The sequence below is a fragment of the Actinoplanes sp. NBC_00393 genome, from assembly GCF_036053395.1.
Lineage (GTDB): Bacteria > Actinomycetota > Actinomycetes > Mycobacteriales > Micromonosporaceae > Actinoplanes.
This window is the reverse complement of the sequence record NZ_CP107942.1, coordinates 4320272-4346765: the sequence shown is the minus strand read 5'-3', so window position 1 is coordinate 4346765 and position 26494 is coordinate 4320272. Positions and strand designations below refer to the sequence as shown.

Below are 26494 nucleotides of genomic sequence, written 5' to 3'. Positions count from 1 at the left end.
GGCGCTCAGCGGCAGAACGGTTCGCGGCCCATCGCTGACTCGATGCCGCCGAGGACGTGCTGCAGGAAGTACGTGTCACCGGCCATCGGGGCGTCGGTCCAGGCCTCCACCGCGTGACCCAGCGTGGTGACCCACGAGCGGCCGCCGTCGTAGTACTGGCACCAGGACACCGGGTGGTTGCGGCCGTGACCGGGATGGCCGCTGCCGCCGGTCGCCCCGTCCGGCAGGGTGGCCTCGTCGACCTTGGCGAGGATCCGCACGTCGCTGGGGAACGGCACCAGGTTGTACCACTCGTCGGCGAAGTCCCACCGGGCCGGCAGACCCGCGGTCGACACGTCGCGGCGGCTGGTCGTGACGACCGTGCCCGGCTGGTTGCGACCGTGGTCGTAGTAGTTGGCGCCGCCGAGCAGGCCCTCGTACCACTCCCAGTTGTACTCCGTGCCGAACGCGTTGTGGATGCCGACGAAGCCGCCGCCACCGCGGATGTACTGCCGCAGCGCGGTCTGCGCCGGGTCGTCGAGGGTGTCGCGGGTGGTGCTCATGAAGATCACCGCGTTGTAGCGGAACAGCCGGCCGGGGGAGTTGAGCTGGGTGACGTCCTCGGTCCAGTCGACCGCGAAGTTGTGCTCGGCGCCCAGCTTGACCAGGGCACTCTGCGCGGCGTGCGCCGGCGTGAGCGGCGGGTTGAGGCCGGCCGGCAGCGCCGGGCCGAGGTGGGCGTGGCGGGGCCCGGCGGTACGGCTGTACACCAGCACCCGATAGCCGGCGGCCGGGTCGAAGTTGCCCCAGTCGTGGTAGCAGTCCGGGTCGGTGCCCCGGCAGACGCCGTAGTCGACGCGGCCGAGGTTGGTCGCCGCGGTGTCACGGCCCTGGGGCGGGGTCTGGCCGCCGGCGTTCAGGACGGCGTTGCCGGACACCAGGACCAGCGCTGTCGCAGCGGCGGCGAGGACGGCGGCGGTGAGTCGTCTCATTTCAGGCGTCTCCGATCTGGGTGGGCAGGATCGTCGGTGGCATCGGTCCCTTGTTGCGCCGGCCCTGACCGGACTCCTCCCAGGCGTGAGCGAGGATCCCGACACTGCGGCTGAGGACGAACAGGCCGCGGGCCAGTGGGGGTGGAAACCCGAGTTCGCCGTAGACGACGGCGGTGCAGCCGTCGATGTTGATCGGGACCGGGGCGATCAGTTGCTCGACGGCGCGGGCCGCGCGCAGGTAGGAGCCGTCGACCACCCCGTCGGCGGCGGCCTGGTCGACCAGGGTGAGCAGCGGGTCGCGGCGCGGGTCGACGGTGTGGAAGCGGTGACCGAAGCCGGGCAGGTATTTCGAGCGGGCCCGCCACCGGGCGACGACCTCCTGAGGCTCAGCGCCGTCGGCGATTTCGGCGAGCAGGGCCACGCACTGCTCGCCGGCGCCGCCGTGCACGTCGCCGAGCAGGTTCACACCGGTGGCCACCGCGTTGTTCAGGCCGACGCCGCAGGTGGCGGCCATCCGGGCCACGGCGATGGACGGCGCGTGCGGCCCGTGATCCACCGAGGAGACCAGCGCCGCCTCGAGCAGGCGTTCCTGGCCGGGGGTGGGGGTGTCGCCGCGCAGCATCAGCCAGATGACGCCGGCGAAGCTGGTCGAGCCGATCAGGTCCTGGACCGGCCGGCCGCGCAACTCGATCACGTTCGGCGCGATGCGGGAGACGGCGGTGCCCCACCAGTCGGCGACGTCACCCACGGTCGGCTCGCTCATGGCGCCGGCACCTCCGCGTCGGTGGCTTTGAACTCGGTGTTGTGCTCGCCCAGCAGGGGTGGCGGCGCCTGTGGCCGCAGCGGTTCGCCGTCGACCAGCACGCCGTTGCCGCTGACCCGCAGGGTGCGCTGTGGATGGGCCGGGAACTCCAGGTCGGTGAAGAAGCCGCGCTCGGTGAGCTGGTCGAGCTCCACGGCCTGTTCGACGGTGAGGATGCGGGCCGCCGGCACGCCGGCGCCGTTGAGCAACTGCTCCCAGGCCAGGGCAGTGCGCTGCCGCAGCGCGGCGTTGATCTCGTCGTTGAGGGCGGCCCGGTGCTGTTTGCGGGCCTCCCGGTCGGCGAACCGCTCGTCGGTGGCCAGGTCCGGGCGGTCGATGAGCCGGCACAGCGTCTCGAACTGCTCCTGCCGGTTCGCGGCGATGTTCAGCGGTCCGTCGGCGGCGTGGAAGGTGCCCGAGGGCGCCGCTGTCGCGTTCTGGTCGCCCATCGGCTCCGGTGCGACGCCGCTGACCAGGTAGTTCGACGCGGCCCAGCCCATCGCGGACAGCGAGGTCTCCAGCATGGACACGTCGAGGTGGACGCCCTTGCCGGTCCGGGCGCGGCCGGTCAGGGCGGCGGCGATCGACATCGCGGCGACCAGGCCGCCGATCGAGTCGGAGACCGGGAAACCGACGCGCAGCGGGGCGGTGTGCGGCGTACCGGTGATGCTCATCATCCCGGACAGCCCCTGGATGATCTGGTCGTACGCGGGCGCGTGCCGCATCGGCCCGGTCTGGCCGAACCCGGAGATGGCGCAGTAGATCAGCCGCGGGTTGAGCCGGTGCAGCGTCTCCCAGCCGTAGCCGATGCGGTCGAGCACCCCGGCCCGGAAGTTCTCCAGCAGCACGTCGGCGCCGTCGAGCAGGTCCTCGAAGATCTCCCGGTCGGCCGGGTCCTTGAGGTCGAGCTCGACCGACTTCTTGCCGGCGTTCTGGGCCAGGAAGGACGCGCCGAGCGCGGCCCGGTTCAGGCCCGGTTCCGGGCCGAGCGAGCGGGCCAGGTCGCCCTCACCCGGTCGTTCGATCTTCACGACTTCCGCGCCGAGCAGCATCAACTGGTAGCTGCAATAGGGGCCGGCCAGGACGTTGGTCAGGTCCAGAACCCGGATGCCGTGCAGGGGCCGGTCGTCCGTCATACGGCGTGCCCTTCGATATCGGCCATTGCCAGGGGACTTCGCGGCCCGTACGTTACACCTAGTCCACAGAGCGGTCCAGAAGTACCGCCAAGCGGATTCTCATGGAGGGTGGCCATGCCGGGCAACGAGAAATCCGAGGTCGGATGCCTGATCGCCGGCTCCTGGGTGACCAGCGGGACGCAGTCGGACCGGGTCGGCCCGTGGACCCGCCGGGTCGTCAGCACCACCCGGCAGGCCGACGATCACGACGTCGAGAAGGCCCGGTGGTACGCGCGACGCGGCGCCAGGGCAGTCGCCCGGATGTCACCCGCGGCCCGCGCCGACGTGCTGGAGCGCGCCGCCGCCGAGGCCCTGAACCGCCGCGACGATCTGGCCCGGCTGCTCGCCCTGGAGCTCGGCAAACCGGTCAAGGACGGCCGCGGCGAGATCCTGCGGGTCGCCGACACCTTCGCGGTCGCCGCTGCCGAGGCCCGGCGGATCGGCGGCGAGGTCCTGCCGGTGGCCGGCTGGGCCCGCGGGGTGGGCAACACCGCGATGACCTACCGGGCGCCGGTCGGGGTCGCGCTGTCGATCACCCCGTTCAACGCCCCGGCCAACCTGCTCGCCCACAAGCTCGGCGCCGCGTTCGCCGCCGGCAACACCACCATCGTCAAACCGCCGCCGCAGGCCCCGGCCTCCTCGGTTGCCGTCGTGCAGCTGCTGCTCGACAGCGGGATGCCGCCGGAAGCCGTCCAGGTGCTGCACGGCGGCGGCGAGGTCGGCGCGGCGCTCAGCGCGGCGCCCGAGGTGGGCGTCATCAGCTTCACCGGAAGCCCGGCCACCGGCAATGCGGTGGCCCGGGCCGCCGGCGCGAAACGCCTGGTCATGGAACTGGGCGGCAACGCCGCGACGATCGTGTGCGCCGACGCGGACATCGCCGCGGCCGCGGCCGTCTGCGCGGCCACCGGCTACAGCAACTCGGGGCAGAGCTGCATCTCGGTGCAGCGTGTCTACGTGGACCGGCAGCGCTACGACGATTTCCTGGACGCGTTCACCGGCCAGGTGCGCGCGCTGCGCGTCGGGGATCCGCTCGACCCGGCCACCGACGTCGGCTCGATGGTCGACGACGAGGCGGCCGAACGGGTGGTCACCTGGGCGCGGGAGGCGGTGGCGGCCGGCGCGAGCATCACCACCGGCGGCAGCCGCGACGGCGCGACGGTGACCCCGACCGTGGTGGCGGCCCCGCCCGCGGACGCCCGGCTGATCCGCGACGAGGTGTTCGGCGCCGTGGTCAGCGTGGTGCCGTTCGACGACTTCGACGAGGTCATCGCCACCTGCAACGACAGCCGGTACGGGTTGCAGGCCGGCCTGTTCACCCACGACGTCCGCCGCATCGTCACCGCCTGGCGCGAGCTGGAGGTCGGCGGCCTCGTCGTCAACGGGTCGTCGAACTTCCGGCTCGACCACGTGCCGTTCGGCGGCGTCAAGGACTCCGGGTTCGGCCGCGAGTCACCGCGCTGGATGCTCGACGACTACACCACGGTCAAGACGCTGCTGCTGCGCGGCATGTCCCTATTCGGCGAGGTCCTGTTCGGCGAGGAGGAGGCCTGATGGGCACGGTCACCGCGGCTGAGGCGATGGTCAGCCAGCTCGAGTCGTACGGCGTCGAGCACATCTTCGGCACCTGCGGGCACACCAACATCGCGCTGCTGGACGCGATCGGGCGCAGCCGCATCCGGTTCGTCATCGCCCGCCACGAGCAGGCCGCCGCGCACGCCGCCGACGGGTATGCGCGGGCCACCGGCCGTACCGGGGTGGTGTTGCTGCACGTCGGCCCCGGCATGACCAACGCGGTGACCGGGGTGATGACCGCGGCGCTGGACTCGGTGCCGATCGTCGCGATCGCCGGCGACATCCCGTCCTACTACTTCGGCCGGCACCCGCACCAGGAGGTGAACCTGCACGCCGACGCCGACCAGTCGGCCATCTACCGGCCGTTCGTGAAACGGGCCTGGCAGGTGCACCGGGCCGACGACCTGGCCCGCTACACCGAACGCGCCTTCTGGACCGCTGCCTCCGGCCGGCCCGGCGCGGTACTGCTCAGCGTGCCGATGGACCACTTCTCCCGCCCGGTGAACCCGGCCGAGTTCCCGCTCGCCGAACCGCAGCGCCCGGACCTGCCCGCCGACGTCGCCGCGCAGATCGCCGAGCTGCTGCTCAGCGCCGAGCGCCCCCTGGTCTACCTGGGCGGCGGTCTGCGCCGCGGTCCCAGCCTGGACGCCCTGCGCGGCCTGGTCGAACACCTGGACATCCCGGTCGTGCACTCGCTGATGGCCAAGGGCACGCTGCCCGACGATCACCCGTTGCTGCTCGGCATGCCTGGCTTCTGGGGCCTGGAGATGACCAACCGGTACACCCGGGAGGCCGACGTGGTCCTCGCCCTGGCCACCCGGTTCGCCGAGACCGACGCCAGTTCCTGGGACCGCCGCTACACCTGGCAGTTCCCGCCCGGCAAGCTGATCCAGATCGACATCGACCCGGCCGAGATCGGGCGCAACTTCCCGGTCACCGTCGGCGCGGTCGCCGACGTCGGCCGGGCCGTGCACGCGATCGACAGCGCCGTCCGGTCGCGGCGACCCGAACCCCGCAAGCGCGACGGGCAGCGCGAGACCATCACCGCGGCCCGGCGCAGCCTGTTCGCCGACAGCCGCGGGCGCGGCGCCAGCGACCGGTTCCCGCTGCGCCCGGAACGTATTCTCACCGATCTGCGGGCGCTCCTGCCCGCCGACGCCGTCCTGGTCACCGACGTGGGCTGGAACAAGAACGGCGTCGCCCAGTGCTACGAGCTGCCCGAGCCGGGGCGGTTCATCACCCCCGGCGGCGCGTCCACCATGGGCTTCGGCCCGGCCGCCGCCGTCGGCGTGCAGATCGCCCAGCCCGGCCGCACCGTGGTCGCGCTGATCGGCGACGGCGGCATGAGCGCCCAGCTGCCCGCGCTGCCGATGGCCGTCGAACAGGGCGCTCCGGTGATCTTCGTGGTGATGAACAACCGCTCCCACGGCACGATCAGTGACCTGCAGGCGGCCAACTTCGGGCAGAGCTACGGCTGCGACTTCACCGGGCCGGACGGCGAGGCGTACAGCCCGGATTTCGCCGCTCTCGGCCGGGCCTGCGGTGCCGACGGCTACAGCCTGACCAGCGCTGATGGCTTCGGCGAGGCGCTGCGGGCGGCGCTGCAGGCACGCCGGCCGGCGGTGATCGACGTGCCGATGGTCAACGAGCCGGTGCCGACGCCCGGCCACTGGAACATCAAGGACATCTACCAGGGCATATTCGAGTAGAGGGGACACGCGTGGCCCACATCGACAGACGACACCTGCTCAAGGGCGCCGCCGCGGCAGCCACCGGCCTGGCGATCTCCGGCACCCCGGCAATGGCGGGCGGCCGCACCGGCGCCGCCGACCTGAAATTCTTCGACACCCCCGGGGACGCCGATTTCCCCAAGGTCGGCGGCAACCTCGGCAACCAGAACTACAGCGGCCTGCGCCGCATCAACCCCGGCAATGTACGCGGACTGCGCGGCGCCTGGATGAACTCGATCGAGGGTGGGCTGCGCACCGGCAACAGCCAGAGCACCGCGGTGGCCGTCGACGGCGTGCTCTACATCGAGTCGGCGCTGGGCAACGTGATCGCGGTCGACGGTGTCACCGGCGCGACCAAGTGGCGTTACGACCAGACACGCGGCACGCTGACCCGCCGCGGCGTCGCCGTCAGTGACAAGCACGTCTTCACCAAGTCGAACGAGAACTACGTGATCGCCCTGGACCGCGCGACCGGGCAGGTGGTCTGGGAGCGGCAGGTCAGCGGGTTCGGCAACATCGAGAAGGTGGCCGTGGTCTACCACGACGGCCTGCTGTTCTGCGGCACCAACGACGGCCCGCGCGGCGCCGCCCTGGCCCTGGACGCCACCACCGGCGACGTGCTCTGGCACTTCTGGGGCACGCCCGGTCCGGGCGAGTTCGGCAACGACACCTGGGAGGGCGAGTCCTGGGCCGAGGGCGGGGCCACCCCGTGGATCCATCCGGCCGTCGACCCGGAGCTGGGCCTGACCTACTGGACGTTCGGCAACGCGCGGGGCAGCAACTCGTCGCAGGACGGCTCGGCCCGCGGCGGGTCGAACCTGTTCGCGAACTCCCTGGTGGCGCTGGACATGCGCACCGGCGCGTACCGGTGGCACTTCCAGTCGATCCACCACGACATCTGGGACATGGACAACGTGATGTCGCCGGTGCTCGCCGACGTGCGGATCCGCGGCCGCATGCGCAAGGTCGTCGTCTACGGCAGCAAGTCCGGCATGTTCTTCATCCTGGACCGCACCGACGGCACCGCCCCGCTGGGCATCGTCGAACGGCCGGTGCCGCAGGAGCCGCGGCAGAAGACCTGGCCCACTCAGCCGTTCCCGGTGCAGGGCGGCTGGACCGAGCAGCGCGTCGTCGACCAGCCGCTCGGCACGTCGGTGCCGGGCGACCCGAACCGGGCGGTGCCGAACTACGTACCGGGCGCCCTCTACGACCCGCACTGGGACGTTCCGATCCTGTCGATCCCCGGGCACGGCGGCGGCGCGGACTGGTCGCACCTGTCGTTCAGCCATCGCACCGGCCTGGTCTACACCGGATACGGGTACGTGGCCGCCGCGCACTCGCTGACCGAGAGCAGCAACGGGCTGCGGCCGCCCGGTGAGTACCAGACCGGCGGGATCGTCGCCGTCGACGTGAGCACCAACCGGGTGAAGTGGAAGCGGCGGATGCCGTACTCCCTGGCGCACGGCAACGGCATCCTGACCACCGCGAGCGACCTGATGTTCATCGGGCAGCCGGACGGCAACCTGCTCGCCATGGACGCGCGCACCGGCCGGGAGCTGTGGCGGTTCCAGACCGGCGCGGCGATCAGCTCCAGCCCGATCATGTACCGGGCCGGCGGTAAGGAGTACCTGGCCGTGTACGCGGGCGGGACCAGCATCCCGTACGGCAACTCGGCGCCGCGCGGCGACTTCCTGTGGGCGTTCGAGATCGGCGGCGACCTCGGGCCGGCGGCCACCCCGCCACCGCCGGTGATCCGCCGGCCGGTTTCCGGAACTCCGGTGGAGGGCACGGCGGTGGCGAACACCGTGGTAATCGGCCGCACCTACAGCGGTGGCACGGTCGGGGCCACCGAGTCGTTCGCGGTCGCAGGGATGGCGCCGACCCACCTGCGGGTCCCGGTGGGCACCACGGTGACGTTCACCAACCATCCGGGCAACGCCGGGCCGCGCGGGGTCACCCAGTTCTTCGAAGGCCTGTTCAACGTGACACTGGCGCCGGGGGAGTCGTTCACCTACACGTTCAACCGGGCCGGGGAGTACTTCTTCAACGACCCGGCCAGCCCGCGCTCCACCGGCAAGATCGAGGTCTACCAGCCGTGACCGAGCGGCTGTTCATCCTCAACGGCCCGAACCTGAACATGCTGGGCCGGCGGGAACCCGCCCTATACGGGCGGGTCACCCTCGCCGAGATCGAGAAGCGGTGCCGGGACCTCGCCCCGGAGCTCGGTTTCGACGTGTTCTTCGGGCAGTCCAACGCGGAGGCGCAGCTGATCGACTGGGTGCACCGGGCGTACGACGAGGCGGTCGGGGTGCTCATCAACCCGGCCGGCCTGTCCACCCGCTCGGTCGCTCTCTACGACGCGCTGCGCATGCTCGACCAGCCGGTCGTCGAGGTGCACCTGACCAACGTGCTCGGCCGGGAACCGCTCTACCGGGAACTGCTGACCGCGGCTGCGGCCTGGGGCTTCGTGGCCGGGTTCGGCGCGGACGTCTACGAGCTGGGGATGCGCGGACTGGCCGGGAGGTTGTCGTGCGATTCGGCATCATCGGCTGCGGGAGGATCGCCCGCAACCACGTGAGCGCACTGCGGGCGGTCGCCGGCGTCGAGGTCACCGCCGTGGCCGACGTCGACGGGCAGCGGGCCCGTGCCTTCGCTGCCGAGCACGGGGTGCCGGACGCGTTCGAGGCCGTCGACGACATGTTCGCCGGCGGCCTGGAGGCGGTGAGCATCTGCACCCCGCACGGCGCCCACGAGGCCGGGGTGCTGGCGGCTGCCCGGCATCGCGTCCACGTGCTGTGCGAAAAGCCGGTCGCGCTGGACGTGGCGCAGGCCGGGCGGATGGTCGCGGCCGCCGAGGCGGCCGGGGTGCGCTTCGGCGTGGTCTTCCAGCGCCGGTTCTGGCCGGCCGCGCAGCGGATCCGGGCCGCGATCGAGGATGGGAGTCTCGGGGCGCCGGTCGCCGGTGGCATCGTGGCGCGGCTCAACCGGGATGCGGACTATTACGCCGAGCCGTGGCGCGGGCGGCAGGCGTCCGAGGGCGGCGGCGTGCTGATGACCCAGGTCATCCACCACATCGACCTGCTGCGCTGGTTCATGGGCCCGGCGGTGTGGGTGAGTGGGCGGTGCGCGACGCTGGTGCCGCGGGCCGGCATCGACGTGGAGGACACCGCCGGGGCGGTGATCGGGTTCCGGTCCGGGGCGATCGCGACGGTGCAGGCCGGGACCACGTTCCAGCCGGGCCTCGGGGTGCACGTGTGGGTGTCCGACGCGCAGGGCCGCACGGCCGGGGTGATGGAGTATCCGGAAGGGGTGGGCTCCGCCGACGTGTGGCCGCGGCCGGGGGCGGAGGTCGGCGATCTGCCGCTCGGGGCCATCCACGAGCACCTGGTGCCGTACCACGCACGGCAGATCGCGGACTTCGTGGCGGCGGTGCGTGAGGGGCGCGAGCCCGCCGTGACCGGCCGCGACGCGGTGCGGTCCCTGGAGATCGTCGAGGCCGTCTACGAGTCGTCGCGATCCGGGACAGCCGTGCGGCTGGCCGGGCACTGAGATGCGGCAGACTGCTTCAGCCCGGCGGCCGCGCTGCGGCCGTGCGTGGCAGCCGGTCGCGCGGAGCAGGCGGGACCTTTCGAAAAATCGTACGAATAAGAAATCAAGCCGTGCCGAACGGGCGGTCGAAACCGCGCTCCGAGATCTCCTTGGCCATCTCCTGCAGGTCGGCGGCGAACTCGGTGACCCGGTCCGGGGTGAAGCGGATGCTGGGGCCGCTCAGCGTGAGCGCGGCGACGACCGTGCCGGAGCGGCCGATGATCGGCGCGGCGACCGCGGACAGGCCCTCCTCCCGCTCGCCGTGGCTCTCGCCGAACCCGTTGCGGGCCGCCTCGTCGATCCACGCCCGGATCTGCTTGGCGTGGCCGGGACCGTGCGGGGAGCCTTTGGCGATGCGCTCCAGCAGACCGAAAGTGGCGTCGCGCAGCAGCACCTTCGAGGAGGCGCCGGCCCACATCGGCAGCTCGTCGCCGACCTGCACGACGTGCCGCAACGGTTGCGGGCTCTCCTGCTGGGCGACGCAGACCCGGTAGATGTCGCGGGCCACGTAGAGGTTGACGGTCTCGCGCCGGCGGGCGGCGAGCTCGCGCATGCCGCGCTGGGTCTCCGGCGGCAGCTCCCAGCTGCGGCGGGCCAGGTGCGCCCACCGCCACAGGCCGGGCCCGGCCATGTAGCCGCCGGTGGTGGCCCAGAGCAGGCCGCTCTGCTCCAGGGTGGACACCAGCCGCAGCACGGTGGTCTTGGCCAGGCCAGTGGCCTCGACGATCTCCCGGACACTCACGATCGGCCGGTCGTCGGTGAGCAGGCCGAGGATGCCCAGGGCGCGCTGGACGCTGCGAACGCCCTGCTGGTCGACGGACTCGGCCGATTTCTCCACGGTGACCCACTTTCCTCACGTCGGTGCCTCACCAGGATTCTGCTGCATTTCGCTAATCCGTAACGGACGGCGGTCAGCCCCTTGCCAGAACCGATCGACGCCCGTACGTTACACGCAGTCCACGTGACGGTCCAATAGGTCCGGCTGGTGGTCGGAATCAAGCGTCGACGATTCCGCTCGGAGAGCGAGGTCCTTCGTTGAGCACATCCATCGAACCGGCTGAGAAGGCCGATCCGGTGCGCGAGTGGCGTGAGCCGGCGGTGTTGCGCGCCTGGGGCTCGGCCGAGTTGTGGGTCGCCGTCGTGGCGCTGGTGGTGATCTTCGTCAGCGTGCTGTGGCAGGTGGTCAGCCGCTACGTCCCGGCGCTCAACTGGCCGGGGGTGGGGGAGCTCGCCAACTACTCACTGATCGTCCTGACCTTCATCATGGTCGGCTACCTGATCGGCAACAACGGGCACATCACCATCCAGATCATCGACTACCTGGTGAAGGGCAGGGCCTTCACCGTCGTCAAGGCGCTCTCCGCGGCCTGCACCGGGCTGATCTGCACGCTGCTGGTCTGGGAGGCGTACCAGTTGATCCTGATGTACCCGGCCCGCCGGACCGCCGCCCTCGGCATCCCGGTCTGGCTGCTCTACGCGGTCCCGCTGCTCGGCTTCGCCTCCGGAGCGGTGCGGGCCTTCGTGCGGGTCTTCGTGGCCAACCGGCCGGACGCCCCGTTCGACGCGGCGGAGGCGAGATGATCCTCGAACTTTGGATGGTCGGCGCCGCCATCGCCTTCCTGCTGCTGATCCGGGTGCCGGTCGGGCTCGCCTTCATCGGCCCCAGCCTCTGGTGGGCGCTGGCCGACGGCCGCTCCGAGGGCTTCGCGCTGAAGACCACCTTCGACGGGCTCAACAGCTTCCCGCTGCTGGCGGTCCCGCTGTTCATCCTGGTCGGCGTGCTGGCCAACCGGCTCGGCATCGCCGACCGGCTCTACGAGTTCTGCCTGGCCGCGCTGGGCCGGCTGCGCGGCAACCTGGCCTACGTCAACGTCGGCTCGGCGGTCGGCTTCTCCTGGATGAGCGGGTCCGCGCTGGCCGACGTGGCCGGTCTGGGCAAGATGCAGATCCCGCAGATGGTCAAGGCCGGCTATCCGCACGGGTTCGCCTCCGGCCTGACCGCGTCGTCGTCGCTGATCAGCCCGGTCATGCCGCCGAGCATCCCGGCCGTCATCTACGCGGCGACCGCCACTGTCTCCACCGGCGCGCTGTTCGCCGCCTCCGTGCTGCCCGCCTTCGCGATGGCGATCGGGCTCTGCGTCTACATCTTCCTCTGGACCGCCCGCCGGCCGCAATTCGGCTCGGTGCCGTTCGACCGGGCCCGGTTCGCCCGGGCCTCGGTCGGCGCGGTGGGCGCGCTGCTCACCCCGGTGATCCTGCTCGGCGGCATCCTGTCCGGTGTCTTCACCCCGACCGAGGCGGCCTCGGTGGCGGTGCTCTACATGCTGATCCTCGGCGTGGTCTACCGCACCGCCAGAGTCCGGGTGCTGTTGCAGGCGGCCCGCGAGACCGCGGTGATCACCGGCGGCATCATGCTGATCCTGGGCGCCGCCGCGCTGCTCGGCCTGCTCCTCACCCGGGCGCACGTGTCGCGCAACGTCGCCGAGTTCCTGACCGGGGTCTCCGACAACCCGTGGGTCTTCATGATCCTGGTCAACCTCATCCTGTTCATCCTCGGCTGCCTGATCGACGCCACCGCGGTCATCCTGGTCACGGTGCCGGTCCTGCTGCCGATCGCGATCGACTTCGGCATCGACCCGATCTACTTCGGCGTCGTAATGATCATCAACCTGATGATCGGCCTGCTCACTCCACCGGTGGGCAGCGTCCTCTACATCACCAGTTCGGTGACCGGCAAGCCGGTCGACGTGATCTTCCGCGGGGTCGCCCCGTTCCTGATCCCGCTGCTTCTCGTCCTCATCGTGGTCACCGCACTGCCCGGTGTCGTGCTGTGGCTGCCCAGCCTGCTCGGATTCTGACAATTCGGGAGAAGCCATGAAACGCTCTGTCATCGCCCTTACGCTCGTCCTCCTCGCCGCCGGATGCACCACCGCCGACAACACCACCGCCGCCGAGGGGGAGAACCCTCAGCTCACCATCAAGATCGGCAGCTCGCAGCCGGAGACCCAGCCGAACTACTACTGCGGCATGCAGCTGCTCAAGGAACGCCTGGAGTCGCAGCAGGGCCTCAACCTGACCCTCGACCTGTTCCCGAACAGCCAGCTGGGACCGGACGCCGAACGATTCGCCAGCGTGCAGAGCGGCGACATCGACATCGACCTGCAGGGCGGCTCGGCGATGTCCACCGCCTTCCCGAAGATCGGGGTGCTCGACGCGGCGTACGCGTTCAACGACATCGACCACTTCTTCAAGTGGATCGACCAGAACGGCAAGGACTTCTTCGCCGAGTTCAACACGGCGACCGACACCACCATCGTGGACGCCTGGTACTTCGGGATGCGTACCTTCACCGCCACCAAACCGATCAAGACGCCGGCCGACCTGTCCGGCCTGAAGATCCGCTTCCCGAACACCCCGCAGTTCCTGGCCAACGCCGAGGCGCTCGGCGCGACCGCGGTCGCCATCGCCGTCGAGGAGCTGTACCTGGCACTGCAGCAGGGCGTCGCGCAGGGGCAGGAGAACCCGGTCACCGCCACCCACGCCCAGAAGTTCGACGAGATCCTCAAGGTCGCCAGCCTGAACAACCACCAGGTCGGCGCCCACTACGTGGTGGTCTCCGACAAGACGCTGGACAAGATGAGCCAGGCGCAGAAGGACGCGCTGTTCAAAGCGGTGCACGACATCCGCGCCGAGAACCGCAAGTGCGTCGACGAGGAGACCGAGAAGGTGCTCGACGGGTGGCGGGGCGACTCCAGCCGTACCGTGGTGGAAATCGACCAGGTGGACCGCGACGCCTTCATCAGCAAGGCTGAGGCCTACTTCAACAGCCACTACACCGGTGAGAACCTCGAGCTCTACAAGAACATCCGGGCGTCCGCCTGACCGTGGCCCGTTCCGGGGGCTGCGGCCCCCGGAACGCCGACCTGCGAAAGAGGCACGGTGACGACCCGCGTACTGATCGGCCTGATCGGCGCCGGCATCCGGCAGTCGCACTCGCCGTTGCTGCACCAGCACGAGGCCGACCGCCACGGCATCCGCCTGCTCTACACCACCATCGACTCGCACGCCCTCGGGCTGCACGCCGAGGACCTGCCCGAGCTGCTGCGCTGGGCCCGCGCCCTGGGTTACCGGGGACTCAACGTCACCCATCCGTTCAAGCAGCAGATCATCGGCCACCTCGACCGTCTCTCGGCGCAGGCACGCACGCTCGGCGCGGTCAACACCGTCGTCTTCGACGACGAGACAACCACCGGGCACAACACTGATGCGTACGGCTTCCAGCACAGTTTCGCCGAACACTTCCCGACCGTGGCGCGCGATCGGGTCGTGCAACTCGGCGCCGGAGGAGCCGGCGCCGCCGTCGCGCACGCCATGCTCACCCTCGGCGCCGGGCACCTGAGCATCGTCGACCTCGACGCCGGCCGGGTGGCCGCCCTGGTCCGGGCCCTGGCCGGCCAGTTCGGCGCCGACCGGGTCAGCGCCGGCACCCCTGCCGGGCAGAGCGCCCTGCTCGCCGCCGCCGACGGTGTCATCAACGCCACCCCGGTCGGCATGGCCCACCACCCCGGCCTGCCGGTGGCCGCCGCCGACCTGCGCGCCGATCTGTGGGTGGCCGACCTGGTCTACCGGCCCGCCGACACCGCCCTGCTGCAAGCCGCCCGGGCCGTGGGCGCCGCCACTCTGCCCGGCGCCCCGATGAGCGTCTACCAGGCGGTCGCCGCGTTCGAACTGTTCACCGGGGTGCCCGCCGACCCCGGCGCGATGCTCGCCGACTCCGCCTCCCTGCTGCGCGCCGGCCACTGAGGCATGCAGCTGCCCCTGTGGACCGCCGCGCCGTTCGTCCTGCTGCTGCTCGCGGTGGCGCTGTGCGAGGTGCTGGCCGCGAACTGGTGGGGCCGGCTCGCCAACAAGGCGCTGGTGGCCGCCGCGCTGGCCGTCCCCGCCGCGGTGCAGCTGCTGACGGTGGCGGGCGGCCTGCACGCGCTGGCCCACTCGCTCGCCGAGTACGCCTCGTTCCTGTCCCTGCTCGCCGCGCTGTTCGTCATCGCCGGCGGCATCCACCTGCGCGGTTCGCTCGCCGGCACACCCCTGTCCAACGCCGGCCTGCTCGCGGTCGGCGCGGTGCTGGCCAACGTCATCGGCACCACCGGCGCCGCCATGCTGCTGATCCGCCCGTTCCTGCGGGCCAACGCCCGCCGCCGGCACCGGACCCACCTGGTCGTCTTCTTCATCCTGATCGTCGCGAACGCCGGTGGCCTGCTCACCCCGATCGGCGACCCGCCGCTCTACCTCGGCTTCCTCAAGGGCGTGCCGTTCGACTGGACGTTCCGGTTGTGGGCGCCGTGGCTGTTCGTCAACGGCACCCTGATCCTGCTGTTCAACCTGGTCGACCAGTTCCTCGTCAACCGCGAGGAACGCCGTGACCGGGTCGTCGGGCTGATGGACGAGCTCTTCGAACACGAGCCCCTGGCGGTCGCCGGCCGGCGCAACCTGCTGTTCCTGGCCCTGCTCGTGCTCGTCCTGCTCTCCAAGGGGGTGATCGCCTGGCCGTACGGGGTTCCGGAGGTGGCCCTGCTTGCGATCGCGTACGCGTCGTACCGCCTCACGCCCCGCGAGGTGCACGACGCCAACCACTTCACCTTCGGCCCGATCCTGTCGGTTGCGATCATCTTCGCCGCGGTGTTCGTCACGATGACCCAGCCACTGCTCATCCTCAACGCCCGCGCCGAACAGATCGGCCTGGACCAACCCTGGCAGTACTTCTGGGTAACCGGGGCGCTGTCCTCGACGCTGGACAACGCCCCCACCTACCTGGCCTTCACCTCGGTCGCCGCCGGCCAGCTCGGCATCAGCGTGGACGACCCGCACTACCTGACCGCCCTGATCAGCACCGCGACCGGCAACGACCTGCTGTACGCCATCGCCTGCGGCGCGGTGATGATGGGCTCGCTCACCTACATCGGCAACGGGCCCAACCTGATGGTCAAGGAGGTCGCCGAGCACCGCGGTGTCTCGATGCCGCACTTCTTCGCCTACGCCTTCCTCGCCATGCTGATCATGCTGCCGGTGCTGGCGGCGACCACTTTCCTGTTCTTCCCACCCTGACGGCGGCTCCTCGCCGCCACGGATCCGGTCCGGGATGCGTGCCTCGCGGGCGGCCCGCGGTGGCGAGCCGCCGAGCGGGCGGTTCCGGGTCTCGGTTGCAGGCCTTGGCGGCGGCTGGTGGTGGCGGGCCGCCTACCAGGAGCGTTTCAGGGCGGCCGGGTGATCGGAGAGGCCGGCCGGCCCGCGGCTACACCGGGGCCGGGGTCGGGGTCGGGACGGATGTGCGGGCGCGCAGGCCGAACGCGGTGATGATCGCGGCGAGGACCGCGGCGGCGGCGGGCAGGATCAGGGCGGTGCGGATCGCCTCCAGGGTGATCGGGGAGCCGGCCGTGTCGAGGGCGACCACGCTCAGCGCGGTCACCGCCGACACGCCCAGCGCGGTGCCGAACTGGATCGAGGTGTAGAGCAGGCCGCCGGCCAGGCCGTGCTCGTGCTCGGCGACGCCGTCGGTGGCCGCGGTGGTCAGCGGGCCGTAGGCCAGCGAGAACGCCAGGCCGAGCAGCAGCATGCTGGGCAGCATCGCGGCGTACGTCCAGTCCGCGCTGACCGGCAGGAACAGCGCGTAGCCCAGCACCGCCGAGCAGATGCCGGCGAACAGCACCCGGGCGGTGCCGAACCGGTTGACCAGCTTCGGCGTCAGCGTGGGCGCCAGAATCGTGTCGATGCCGACGATCAGCATCGCCAGACCGGTCTGCAGCGGACTCCAGCCGCGCAGCTCCTGCAGGTAGAGCGTGATGACGAACTGGAACCCGGCGAACGCGGTCAGGAACAGCAGCGCGCCGGCGTTGACCCGGACCAGACCCGGGGTGCGCAGGATCCCGAGCCGGACCAGCGGGGCGGGGGAGCGCCGTTCGATGCCGACGAACGCAGCCAGCGCGGCGAAACCGGCGGCGAACACGGACAGGGTGATGCCGAAACCTTCGGTGCCGTGTTCCAGGCGGACCACCCCGTACGCCAGAAGCAACATGCTGGTGGTGACCGCGGCTGCGCCGGCCAGGTCGAAGCTGCCTCGCGCCGGGCGTGCCGGGGGAGTGTCGTCGCGCAGCAGCGGTATCGCGGCGGCCAGGATCACCGCGGCCAGGATGACCGGGGCGAAGAACACCCAGCGCCAGCCGGCCGAAGCCAGCACCCCGCCGGCGACCAGGCCGAGCGAGAAGCCGCCGGCCGCGGTGCCGGCGTAGACGCCGAGGGCCCGGTTGCGCGGCGGGCCCTCCGGGAACGTGCCGGTGATCAGGGCCAGGCCGGCGGGCGCCATGAACGCGGCGGCGACCCCGGTGACGAAGCGGGCGGTGAGCAGCATCCAGCCTTCGGTGGCGAACCCGCCGAGGCCCGAGAAGATCAGGAAGACGGTCAGCCAGAGCAGGAACATCCGCCGCTTGCCGAGCAGGTCCGCGGCCCGCCCGCCGAGCAGCATGAAGCCGCCGTAGCCGAGGACGTACGCGCTGACCACACCGCTGAGGGTGCCGGTACTCAACCCGAGGTCGTCGCGGATCGCGGGTAATGCCACGTTGAGCATCGCCACGTCGATGCCTTCCAGGAAGATCGCCCCGCTCAGGACGAACAGGACTCCCCATGCCCGTACGTTCATCTGTTTTCTCCCGGTTCTTTTTGGTAACCGGGTCGATCGTCGGGCAGTATCGGGAACCATGGAAGAACGCACTTCCGAAGAACCCGGTTCCTGCGAGGTAACCGACGGCGACTACGACGTCTGGCAGTGGGACACCCGGGAGGACTGCGAGGTCCGGCAGATCCTCGACCGGGTGGCCGACAAGTGGTCGCTGCTGGTGATCGCCCTGCTGGAGCGGCGCACGCTGCGGTTCACCGAGCTCAAGCGCAAGATCGACGGCGTGAGCCAGCGGATGCTCGCGCAGACCCTGCGGCACCTGGAACGCGACGGCTTGGTCTCGCGCACCGTGCACGCGACCGTGCCGCCGCGGGTCGACTACGCGCTGACGCCCCTCGGCGCGACTCTGCACGAGACCATCCGCACGCTGGTCACCTGGACCGAGTCGCATCAGGGCGAGATCGTGGCGGCCCGCAACACTTACGACCGGCGGGTAGTGGCCGAGAAGGCGGAGGCCGAGCGGGCGGCCGCGGAGCGGGACGCCATCGCCCGCGCTATTTGACGGCGCCGCCGGTGATGCCCGAGATGATCTTTCGCTGGGCGACCGCGAAGACAGCGACCAGCGGCAGGCTCATCAGGATCACGTACGCGAAGATCAGGTGCCAGTTGTTCAGGTACAGGCCGGCGCTGGCCACCCGGAACAGGTTCAGCGGCAGGGTGTCCAGCCGGCCGCCGACCACGAAGAACGCGTAGAACACGTCGTTCCAGACGTACAGGCAGATCAGGATGGTCGCGGTGGCCAGCACCGGGCGCAGCAGCGGCAGCACCACCTTGCGGAACACCGCGACCGGCCCGGCCCCGTCGATCTGCGCCGCCTCCTCCAACGAGGAGGGGATGGTCCGGACGAATCCGGTGACGAAGAAGATCACCGTGGACAGGTAGATGCCGAGGTAGACGCCGATCATCCCGATCGCGGTGCCGGCCAGGCCGAGCTGGCGCAGCAGCAGCACCACGGTGACCACGGCCGGCGGCAGGATGATGCCGCTGATGCCGAGCGCGTACAGCACCGCGGTCAGCCGGGAGCCGCGCCGGGCCAGCACCCAGGCCGCCATCGAGCCGAGCACCAGGACCCCGGCCACGGTCGGCACCACGATCAGCAGGCTGCCGAACAGCGCGGCCGGCACGTCGGCGTCGATCCACACCTGCCGCAGGTTGTCCCACAGGTGCCACTCGGTGGGCGGGCTCAGGTTCGGATCGATCGCCTCGCCCTGCGACTTGCCGGCGGTCGCCACGACCAGCCACAGCGGAATCCCGATCAGCGCGACGACCAGGACGAGTGCGGCGACGGGTTGCAGCCGCCGCCAGATCGGCAGGTCGCTCACGACATGACCTCCTCGCGTTTGCGCAGCAGCCGGATGACCGGGAACGCCAGCACCACCACCATCAGGAACAGGACCAGGCTCATGGTGGTGGCCTGGGCGAACAGGCCCTGGCCGAAGGTGCGGTAGATGAAGATGTTGAGCAGTTCGGTGGTCCGCGCCGGGCCGCCGCCGGTGGTGGCCTGCACGATGTCGAAGCCGTTCATCGAGCCGAGCAGGGCGGTCGCCACGTTGAAGGTGACAGCCGGGGCGAGCAGCGGGGCGCGGACCTTCCAGAAGGTCCGCCACCGGGAGGCGCCGTCGATGCGGGCCGCCTCCAGGACGTCGAGCGGGACGGTCTTCAGGCCGGCCAGGTAGATCAGCATGGCCAGGCCCATCCACTTCCAGGCGTGGATCAGTGAGACGACCACGATGGTCCAGGTGGTGTCGGCCAGCAGGCCGGTGCCCTTGAACAGGGCCTGGAAGATGTAGCCGACGGCGAGCGCGGACATCAGCACCGGGATCAGGAAGAACGTGCGGGCGATCCGGTTGAGCACGGTGTCGCGTTCCAGGAGCACGGCCAGGCCGAAGCCGAACACATTCTGGAAGATCGCCACGAGTACGGCGTACACGAGCGTGATCCGCAGCGACCGGAACAGCGTGCCGTCCGAGGCGAGCTGGGCGAAGTTCTCCGTGCCGACCGGGTTGATCGACGCCTTGAACCCGGACCAGTCGGTGAACGCGTAGATGAACTGGTAGACCGTCGGCAGCACGAAGAAGACGAGCAGCAACGCGTACGCGGGAAGAAGGAACCACAGTGGATGCGTGCGCCGGGTGATGGTGCCCGGGGCTGCTTTCGGCAGCGCCCGGGCCTTCGTCAGCGTTCCGATGGCAGTGGTCACTTGAGGTAACCGGCGGCCTTGGCGAGCTGCTCGAACTGGTCCTGGGTGGCCTGGGCGACCTGCTGCGGGGTCATCGTGCCGGCGATCATGTCGGCCAGGTTGAGGTACAGGTCGGGGTTGGCGACCGCGAGGGCCTGCATCGAGCCGGCCGAGGAGCCGACCGCGGCGTGCACGTCGAGAAGGGCCTGAGGTACGCCGGACGGGTTGGCCACCCCGGTCTGCAGCGAGACCGTGTTGCGGTCGGTGATGAAGTCCTGGTAGCCGGGGCCCATCCAGTAGGCGAGCAGCTGCCGGGCCGCCGCCTCGCGCTTGGCGTCACCGGTCTTGAAGGCGACCAGCGCGTTGGACTGGTCCGGGATGAAGGTGCCGATGTTGCCGGACGGCGCGATCGGGAAGAAGCCGATCTTCTTGTTCAGCGTGGCGGTGTCGGCCTTGGCCTGCAGCTGACCGAAGAACGAGTTGACCTGCACGACCATCGCCGCCTTGCCGTCCAGCAGCGCCGTACCCTGGTCCTCGAATTTGGCGGTCTTGATGTCCTTGTTGAACAGACCATCCTTGATCAGCGCCTGATATTTTTCGATGGCGGAAAGAACCGTCTTGTCGGTGAACTTCTCCTGCCCGGTGTTGATCCGGTCCCACAGCCCGGCCTTGGCCGCGTCGGCGAGCTGCACCTGCACCCACCACTGGGTGGCCCAGCGGTCCGCGCCCATCTCGTAGAACGGGGTGACGCCCTTGCCCTTGAGGGTGCGCGCGACCTCGATCAGCTCGTCGAAGTTCTTCGGGTTCGCCGTGATCCCGTTGGCCGCGAAGACCTCCTTGTTGTAGTAGACGCCCTCGACGGCCGGGCTGGTGACCAGGGCGGCGTACCGGGTGTCGTCGAGGATGCCGGTGATGTCCTTGAGGGCGGGGTCCACCGACGAGAGCCAGGGGGCGCCGGTCAGCGGCTGCAGGTTGGTCTTCGCGTTGATCGCGGTCAGCATGGAGGCGGTCGGCTGCCAGAACGCCAGGTCCGGTTTGTCGCCGGTGGCGACCTTGGTCTGGATGCCCTGCTCGTACGGGTCGGGGATGGTGACCACCTCGACCGTGGCGCCGGTGGCCTGCTGGAAGCCCTCGACCACTTTCTTCGGGACGGTGTTGCTGTTCTGCGCGGCCCAGATGGTCAGCTTGACGCCGTCCAGCTTGGCGGCCGGGTCGGCCCAGGTGATCGCGGTCGCGTCGGTGGTCGTCTCGGCGCCCGGGTCGGTGCAGGCGGCGAGACCGGCGGCGAGCAGCAGTGCGCCGGCGGCGCTGATCCAGCGTTTCATCGCAATCCTTATCGGGAGGGGCGGTGGCGGATCCGGAAGATCCGGGCCGCGTACGGGTCGGTCTGATCGGTGGTCACGGTGAGCCCCCCGGGCGCCCAGGAGTATGACCACTCCGGGAGGCGTCGCGGGTAGAGCACCTCGACCTCGCCGGCGGACAGCGGCAGGGTGACGCTCGGGTCGGCGCCCGGGCGCCGCCAGAGGCCGAGGTAGGTGGTGTCGCCGGCGCGCAACCCGAGGGCGAGCCAGGTGTCGTCCCAGCCGGGCAGGCCAGTCGGCCAGAGCGGGACGCTCGCGGCGATCTCCGGACGGACGGCCTGGTGGGCGAGCACGCCCTCGCGTACGAGTTCCTGCTGGTCAGGGCGCATGATGTCGAGACGCCCGGAAAGGTAGAGCCGGCCCAGCAGACCGGTGCACATGGTGTACGCGATCTCCTCGGCGGTCATCTCCGGCTGCGGGTAGGCCCAGCTCGCCGCCTGCTCGGGCAGCACGGACAGCGGCGCGGCCACCGCGATCGGCGGGTACAGCCGGAAGTCCTGCTGGTCGCTGGTCGACTGCAGGTGCATCCGGCTGAGCAGGGCGTAGTCGGCGCGCATCGCCCCGGAGGCGCAGTTCTCCAGGATCAGGCCGGGATGCCGGGCCAGGACCTCGTCGAGCCAGGCCAGGTGGGCACGGTTGTGGGCGAGCAGCCCGGCGCCGGTGCTGGGTGTGCCGAGGTCGGTGCCGGTGCCCGGGTCGATGTTGTAGTCCAGCTTGAAATAGCCGACCCCGAGCTGCTCGACGAGGCGGTCCACCACGTCGTCGAGGTGCGCGATCGCGGCCGGGTGCCGCAGGTCCAGGTGGTAGCGGCCGTGCTCGACCAGCCGCACACCGCCACGCTGCAGGAACGCGGCGTCGGGCAGTTTGTCGGCGACCGGGCTGCGCACCCCGATCACCTCCGGCTCCAGCCACAGCCCGGGGACCAGGCCGTGGCCGCGGATCCGGCCGATCACCTCCTCGAGACCGCGCGGGAAGCGGGTCTGCGACGGCTGCCACTCGCCGACGCTGTCCCACCAGTCGGCCTCGTTGTCGTACCAGCCGGCGTCGATGCAGAACACCTCGGCGCCGGCCTGCGCGGCGGCGTCGATCAGCGGCAGCAGTTTCGCCGTGGTCGGGTCGCCCATCAGCGTGTTCATGTAGTCGTTGAAGATCACCGGGTGGGCGCTGTCCGAGTGGCGCAGCGCCCGCCGGTGCGCGGTGAGGTCCTCGATCGAGTCGGCCAGCGAGACCGGGACCGTGGTGAACGACTCGCCCGGGGCGAGCCACTGCTGCCACTGGTGGTCGATGTCGGTCGGCCCGAGCAGGGCCAGGTAGACGCCGTCGCGGCGTTCCCCGACCTCGTAGCGCCACGGGCCGTTGTGCTCGATCTGCCACCACCAGGACCGGCCGGTGGTCCGGTCGGTCAGGCCGCCGGTCGGCAGGTGGGTGCCGGTGGACCAGGTTCCGGTGCTGGTCACGGTATGGCAGCCGCGACCGTCCTGGCCGTGCGCGCGCAGGTGCAGGTCGGGCACCAGGTCGCGCACTGGGCGCCGGGTCCACCGGCCCTCGCCGAGCCACTCGCTGTCGCCGGTGACCAGGTCGAGGTCGTCGACCGGGCCGGGCCGGCCGGCCGCGAGGGAGGTGACACCGAGCAGCAGGACCGGGTCGGGGCCGTTGTTGGTCACCGTCGTGCGTACCTGGACGGCCGCGACGCCGTCGGTCCGGCGCAGAGCGAGGCGTACGCCCAGACCGGTCCGCTCGTCGTGCTGGTCGAGCCGCAGCTCGTGCCAGTCGCCGTCGCGGGTCTGCGCGACCCCGGTGAACCGCAGCCGGCGGCCGATCGAGGTCTCCGAGAAGCGCCGCGACACGTGGTCGCGGCCCTCCCCGGCGACCAGGACCTCGACCAGCGGCTGCCCGGTTCCGCGGAGCACCGCGGGCCCGTCCACGCCGGGGTCGATGACCAGGTTTGCCCATTCCAAGGTCACTGTTGCTCCTGTTTCTCAGCCCAGCACTGCGGCGATCTGGATCCGGTCGATGTTCGGCGCGAACCCGCTGGAGGCGTTGCCGAACGTGATGGTGTTGGCCCCGGCGGCCAGGTCGACGTCGACCACCGCGGTCCGGTAGGTGGACCAGCCGAAGGTGTTGCGGAAAACCGCCCGTTTCGCGGCGCCGCCGTTCACGCTGATGTCCGCGTGCCGGTCGACGATGTTGTTGTTGTAGGCGTGCTCGCCCACCACCTCGGCGTTCGCATAGCTCACGACCAGGCGGTACCGGCCGGCCGCGTGTGCGGTCACGCCGTTGAAGCGCAGCGTGTTGGCGGCGCCGGCGCCGATCCAGCCGACGTAGCGGCCGCCGGAAGCGGCGGCGTCGCTGACGTTGACGGCCGTCCCGCTGAGCGTGTTGGTCGCGCTTTCGGCTTCGTACGCGGTGACGGCGCCCGTGGCGGCGGTGACGTCGAGGTAGTCGAGGTTGACGGCATCCCGGTCGTCGCTGGCGAAGGCCCGGTAGTCGATCCGGTTGATCCCGGCCGGCAGGTAGACCTTGGTGGTGGCGGTCCGCCAGGTGTTCCAGTCAGCCGTGCCCGGCAGCGCCACGTCGGTCAGATCCGACCCGTTGACCCGCAGCCGGATCGAGCGGTTCGCGGGCGCCCCGGTCAGCGGCCCGGCCGAGTACCGCAACGCCAGCTGGTAGTAGCCGTCGGCGGGCGCGGTGACGACGAAGTTGGTGGCGGCGGTGCTGCTCGACCCGTACCCCTCGGTGAAGTAGGTCCCGGAGTAGCCGCTGTTGCTGCCGTAGGTGATCCGCGCGGTGCCGCCGATGGCGGCATATTCGGCCTCGTAGCGGTTGGCCGAGGCCGCGGTCAGATCCCGGTCCGGAGTCAGGATGACGTGGTACGCCGACTGGCCCTTCAGCCCCGTCAACGGCACCGTGATCTGCCCGTTGGCGGCGGTGAAGTCATTCTCCTTGACGACGTACGGCCCGCCGGACGGGTTGGTCCCGGACGTGTCGACACCCCAGACAGTGGCGTGCACCCGGCTGCCCAGGTACGACGGCAGACCCTTGACCAGCACGTTCGTGTCGTAGGTGCCGCTGGCCGGATTGTTGCCGCCCAGAATGACCCGGGCCTGCTTCTTGTTCGCGTCCAGCGCGGCCAGGCCCTGCAGCGACCCACTCGCCGACGGCGGCGTGACCGCGACCGTGTTGCCGGTCAGCTCGCCGTACCACTTGTAGAGCCACCACGCGCCGGTCGCCTGGTTGTTGCGGGTGACCAGATCGTTGAGCCCGCCCGCGGTGGTCCAGTAGGCGAGGCAGCCGTCCACCTTGCTGGCCTCGAACTTGGCGACGAACTGAACCAGGTTGCCGGACACGCCGAGGTCGCCGGAGGAGCGGCCGTACTCGTTGATGGTGATCTGCCGGGCGCTGACCCCGAGGCTGCGCTCGATCGCCCGGTAGTCGTCGAAGTGCTGCTGCCAGCTGGTGAAGAAATCGTTGCCGAGCTCGTGCCAGGCCATCACGTCCGGCAGCACGTTGTTGTCGCGGGCGTAGGTGAGGAAGGCGCGCAGGTCGGCGGAGCGGTAGGAGGCGAAGTTCGGGCCGGCGATCCGGGCGCCCGGGTCGATCGAGCGGATCCGGCGGAACACCGTGCGCCAGTCGGCGAGCAGCCCGGACAGGTTGCCGCCGTACCAGATCAAGTCGGGCTCGTTGAACGGGACGTAGACGTAGGAGCTGCGGTACGGATCGACGACCACCTTGCGGGTGATGGTGTCCACCTTGGCCAGGTAGTCGTTGATGCCGAGGTTCTCGTACGGCCACTGCTGGTAGATGTCCTGCATGTAGATCTGGATCTCGCGGCCGCCGGCGCGCTTGAACATCGGGGCGATCTTCAGGGCGTCGCCGTTCGGGTGCTGCAGACCGTCCGGTGCTTTCTGGGCGGTGACCTGCGGTTTGAGGGCGGCGAGCATGGTCTCGGTGGGGATGCCCTCGTCGCCGAGGCCGTAGAGGAAGCCGGTGGCGCCGTAGCGCAGGGCGCCGGTGCTCGTCGCCAGGTCGACGGTGAACTGCGAGGGTGCGGCCTGGGCGGGGACGGCGGGGAGGGTCGCCGCGAGGACGGTCGCGGCGATGGCGGTGGTGATGTGTCTCGATCGCACGGGGGTCTCCTCGAGGAGATGTGACCGGTCACATTTACTTCGGACGCGTCGAGTGTGACCGGTCACACGCTGCGCGCGGAAGGGTGCGTTACGGTTTCGTTACACGGGTGCTACCGGGGTGGGGCGGTGGACTCCCGCACCACCAGGTGCGGCGGATCCACGCTCACCGGCGCCGCGTCCTCGGCCAGGGCGGCCACGCAGGCCCGGCCGAGTCCGACGAAGTCCATCCGAACCGTGGTCAGCGCCGGCGTCCAGTAAGCCGCGCCCGGCACGTCGTCGAACCCGACGATGCTCACGTCGCCCGGTACGTCGCGGCCGGCTTCGTGCAGCGCGCGCCGGACGGCCAGGGCGGTGTCGTCGTTGCCGCAGAGGATGGCGGTCACCGCGGGGTCCGCGGCCAGCGCCTGCCCGGCCCGGTACGCCGACGCCAGGTTCCAGCCGGCGTGCACCACCTCGGGCACCTCGGCGCTGGCCTGCTCCAGCGCGGTACGCCAGCCGCCCTGCCGGGCGCTGTCCCGCACCTCGGACGGGATCGTCACATGGTGGACCGTGCGGTGTCCCAGCCCGAGCAGGTGCCGGGTCGCGTCCGCGGCGGCCTCCCGCTCGTCCAAGAAGATCATGGTGCGGTCGACTCCCGGCAGGCCGCCGGCCTCGGTGGCGGCCACCATCGGGAGGTCCTCCGGCATCGCGCGCAGCACACCGCTGCCGGCCGGGTCGAACGCCACCACGATGACGTTGCCGCAGCTCGGATCGGTGACGTACTCGACCGCGTGCCGCACGTCGTCGGCCGCCTCGGATTCGACCACGCGCACGCCGACGGTCAGCCCGAGCAGCCGGCCCGCCTCCTCGACGCCCTGCAGCACTCCGGCGTACCCATAAAGGGTGGTGTTCGCGGTGACCACGGTGACCGCGTTCGCCCGGCCCGAGCCCAGCGCCCGCGCCGCCCGGTTCGGCCGGTAGTCCAGCCGCTCGATCGCCTCCAGGACCAGCTGCCGGGTGTCGGCCCGCACGTTCGGCGAGTTGTTCAGCACCCGCGACACGGTCTGATACGACACCCCGGCAGCCGCCGCCACATCCCGAATCTGCGGCGTCGCGCGCTTCATCCCGCCCACCCTAGTAGGTGGGCCCCGCCTCGCCCGGCGCGGCAGGAGATTCCGTGCTACGGCCAGCTGGGGGAGCCCGGCCGGCGTTGATGCGCCGAATTCGGCCCGGGTTCCGTGCGTTGCGGCCAGCCGGCTGGGCTGGGCCGGCGTTGAGCCA

The 26494-nt window shown here is 70.8% G+C and carries 22 protein-coding genes; 11 read left to right on the top strand and 11 right to left on the bottom strand.

Going from position 1 to position 26494, the window contains the following annotated elements; genetic code table 11:
• Window positions 1-5: 5 nt before the first annotated feature.
• The 3 genes from OHA21_RS20525 to OHA21_RS20515 are packed head-to-tail and all read right to left on the bottom strand — an operon-like array spanning window position 6 to window position 2909.
• Window positions 6-971 carry a ThuA domain-containing protein gene (locus tag OHA21_RS20525; protein WP_328475898.1) on the bottom strand — a complete coding sequence of 322 codons (966 nt, stop codon included), beginning with the start codon at window positions 969-971 and terminating at the stop codon, window positions 6-8.
• Between the two features lies 1 nt (window position 972).
• Window positions 973-1734, bottom strand: a complete 762-nt coding sequence (locus tag OHA21_RS20520; protein ID WP_328475896.1) for a citryl-CoA lyase — start codon at window positions 1732-1734, stop codon at window positions 973-975.
• A complete protein-coding gene (locus OHA21_RS20515) occupies window positions 1731-2909 on the bottom strand; it encodes a CaiB/BaiF CoA transferase family protein (RefSeq protein WP_328475894.1) in 1179 nt (392 codons plus the stop codon). Before OHA21_RS20515 ends, OHA21_RS20520 begins: the two co-directional genes overlap by 4 nt.
• Window positions 2910-3023: 114 nt before the next feature.
• Here OHA21_RS20515 and OHA21_RS20510 point away from each other — a divergent pair, with 114 nt between their 5' ends.
• From OHA21_RS20510 to OHA21_RS20490, 5 genes are read left to right on the top strand one after another with little or no spacing between them, the layout of a single operon-like run.
• On the top strand, window positions 3024-4499 hold the full coding sequence (locus OHA21_RS20510) for an aldehyde dehydrogenase family protein (RefSeq protein WP_328475892.1): 1476 nt from the start codon (window positions 3024-3026) through the stop codon (window positions 4497-4499).
• On the top strand, window positions 4499-6229 hold the full coding sequence (locus OHA21_RS20505; protein ID WP_328475890.1) for a thiamine pyrophosphate-binding protein: 1731 nt from the start codon (window positions 4499-4501) through the stop codon (window positions 6227-6229). Before OHA21_RS20510 ends, OHA21_RS20505 begins: the two co-directional genes overlap by 1 nt.
• Before the next feature lie 11 nt (window positions 6230-6240).
• Window positions 6241-8349: an outer membrane protein assembly factor BamB family protein gene (locus tag OHA21_RS20500; protein ID WP_328475888.1), complete on the top strand. Its 2109-nt coding sequence runs from the start codon at window positions 6241-6243 to the stop codon at window positions 8347-8349.
• A complete protein-coding gene (locus OHA21_RS20495) occupies window positions 8346-8828 on the top strand; it encodes a type II 3-dehydroquinate dehydratase (protein WP_328475886.1) in 483 nt (160 codons plus the stop codon). Before OHA21_RS20500 ends, OHA21_RS20495 begins: the two co-directional genes overlap by 4 nt.
• Window positions 8780-9799 (top strand): Gfo/Idh/MocA family protein, encoded by a 1020-nt coding sequence (locus tag OHA21_RS20490; protein ID WP_328475884.1) that lies wholly within the window; start codon window positions 8780-8782, stop codon window positions 9797-9799. The genes OHA21_RS20495 and OHA21_RS20490 overlap by 49 nt, the downstream gene beginning before the upstream one ends.
• A gap of 103 nt (window positions 9800-9902) precedes the next feature.
• Here OHA21_RS20490 and OHA21_RS20485 read toward each other — a convergent pair whose 3' ends face one another.
• Window positions 9903-10676, bottom strand: coding sequence for an IclR family transcriptional regulator (locus OHA21_RS20485; RefSeq protein ID WP_328475882.1), 774 nt, complete (start codon window positions 10674-10676; stop codon window positions 9903-9905).
• A gap of 197 nt (window positions 10677-10873) precedes the next feature.
• Between OHA21_RS20485 and OHA21_RS20480 the strand changes: the two genes are divergently transcribed.
• Genes OHA21_RS20480 through OHA21_RS20460 form a run of 5 tightly spaced genes read left to right on the top strand, consistent with a single transcriptional unit; the run spans window position 10874 to window position 15943 of the window.
• On the top strand, window positions 10874-11419 hold the full coding sequence (locus tag OHA21_RS20480; protein WP_328475880.1) for a TRAP transporter small permease: 546 nt from the start codon (window positions 10874-10876) through the stop codon (window positions 11417-11419).
• Window positions 11416-12696: a TRAP transporter large permease gene (locus tag OHA21_RS20475; protein WP_328475878.1), complete on the top strand. Its 1281-nt coding sequence runs from the start codon at window positions 11416-11418 to the stop codon at window positions 12694-12696. The genes OHA21_RS20480 and OHA21_RS20475 overlap by 4 nt, the downstream gene beginning before the upstream one ends.
• A 16-nt stretch (window positions 12697-12712) precedes the next feature.
• The gene (gene dctP, locus OHA21_RS20470; protein WP_328475876.1) at window positions 12713-13720 is read left to right on the top strand and encodes a TRAP transporter substrate-binding protein DctP; all 1008 of its coding nucleotides are present in this window, start codon (window positions 12713-12715) and stop codon (window positions 13718-13720) included.
• A 57-nt stretch (window positions 13721-13777) separates the two neighbouring features.
• Entirely contained in the window at window positions 13778-14641 is an 864-nt protein-coding gene (locus tag OHA21_RS20465; RefSeq protein ID WP_328475874.1) for a shikimate dehydrogenase, read from the top strand.
• Between the two features lie 3 nt (window positions 14642-14644).
• On the top strand, window positions 14645-15943 hold the full coding sequence (locus tag OHA21_RS20460) for a sodium:proton antiporter (protein ID WP_328475872.1): 1299 nt from the start codon (window positions 14645-14647) through the stop codon (window positions 15941-15943).
• Between the two features lie 187 nt (window positions 15944-16130).
• Here OHA21_RS20460 and OHA21_RS20455 read toward each other — a convergent pair whose 3' ends face one another.
• A complete protein-coding gene (locus OHA21_RS20455; protein ID WP_328475870.1) occupies window positions 16131-17531 on the bottom strand; it encodes an MFS transporter in 1401 nt (466 codons plus the stop codon).
• A gap of 58 nt (window positions 17532-17589) precedes the next feature.
• Here OHA21_RS20455 and OHA21_RS20450 point away from each other — a divergent pair, with 58 nt between their 5' ends.
• The gene (locus OHA21_RS20450; protein WP_328475868.1) at window positions 17590-18069 is read left to right on the top strand and encodes a winged helix-turn-helix transcriptional regulator; all 480 of its coding nucleotides are present in this window, start codon (window positions 17590-17592) and stop codon (window positions 18067-18069) included.
• Here OHA21_RS20450 and OHA21_RS20445 read toward each other — a convergent pair.
• From OHA21_RS20445 to OHA21_RS20420, 6 genes are all read right to left on the bottom strand, one after another.
• On the bottom strand, window positions 18062-18889 hold the full coding sequence (locus OHA21_RS20445) for a carbohydrate ABC transporter permease (protein WP_328475866.1): 828 nt from the start codon (window positions 18887-18889) through the stop codon (window positions 18062-18064). The two genes, OHA21_RS20450 and OHA21_RS20445, sit on opposite strands and share 8 nt — an antisense overlap.
• Complete coding sequence (locus OHA21_RS20440) at window positions 18886-19767, bottom strand: carbohydrate ABC transporter permease (protein WP_328475864.1); 882 nt, start codon at window positions 19765-19767, stop codon at window positions 18886-18888. Before OHA21_RS20440 ends, OHA21_RS20445 begins: the two co-directional genes overlap by 4 nt.
• The gene (locus OHA21_RS20435) at window positions 19764-21071 is read right to left on the bottom strand and encodes an ABC transporter substrate-binding protein (protein WP_328475862.1); all 1308 of its coding nucleotides are present in this window, start codon (window positions 21069-21071) and stop codon (window positions 19764-19766) included. Before OHA21_RS20435 ends, OHA21_RS20440 begins: the two co-directional genes overlap by 4 nt.
• Before the next feature lie 8 nt (window positions 21072-21079).
• Window positions 21080-23071: a glycoside hydrolase family 36 protein gene (locus tag OHA21_RS20430; protein ID WP_328475860.1), complete on the bottom strand. Its 1992-nt coding sequence runs from the start codon at window positions 23069-23071 to the stop codon at window positions 21080-21082.
• A 15-nt stretch (window positions 23072-23086) separates the two neighbouring features.
• The gene (locus tag OHA21_RS20425) at window positions 23087-25234 is read right to left on the bottom strand and encodes a CBM35 domain-containing protein (protein WP_328475858.1); all 2148 of its coding nucleotides are present in this window, start codon (window positions 25232-25234) and stop codon (window positions 23087-23089) included.
• Between the two features lie 110 nt (window positions 25235-25344).
• Window positions 25345-26337 carry a LacI family DNA-binding transcriptional regulator gene (locus OHA21_RS20420; protein ID WP_328475856.1) on the bottom strand — a complete coding sequence of 331 codons (993 nt, stop codon included), beginning with the start codon at window positions 26335-26337 and terminating at the stop codon, window positions 25345-25347.
• Between the last annotated feature and the right edge of the window lie 157 nt (window positions 26338-26494).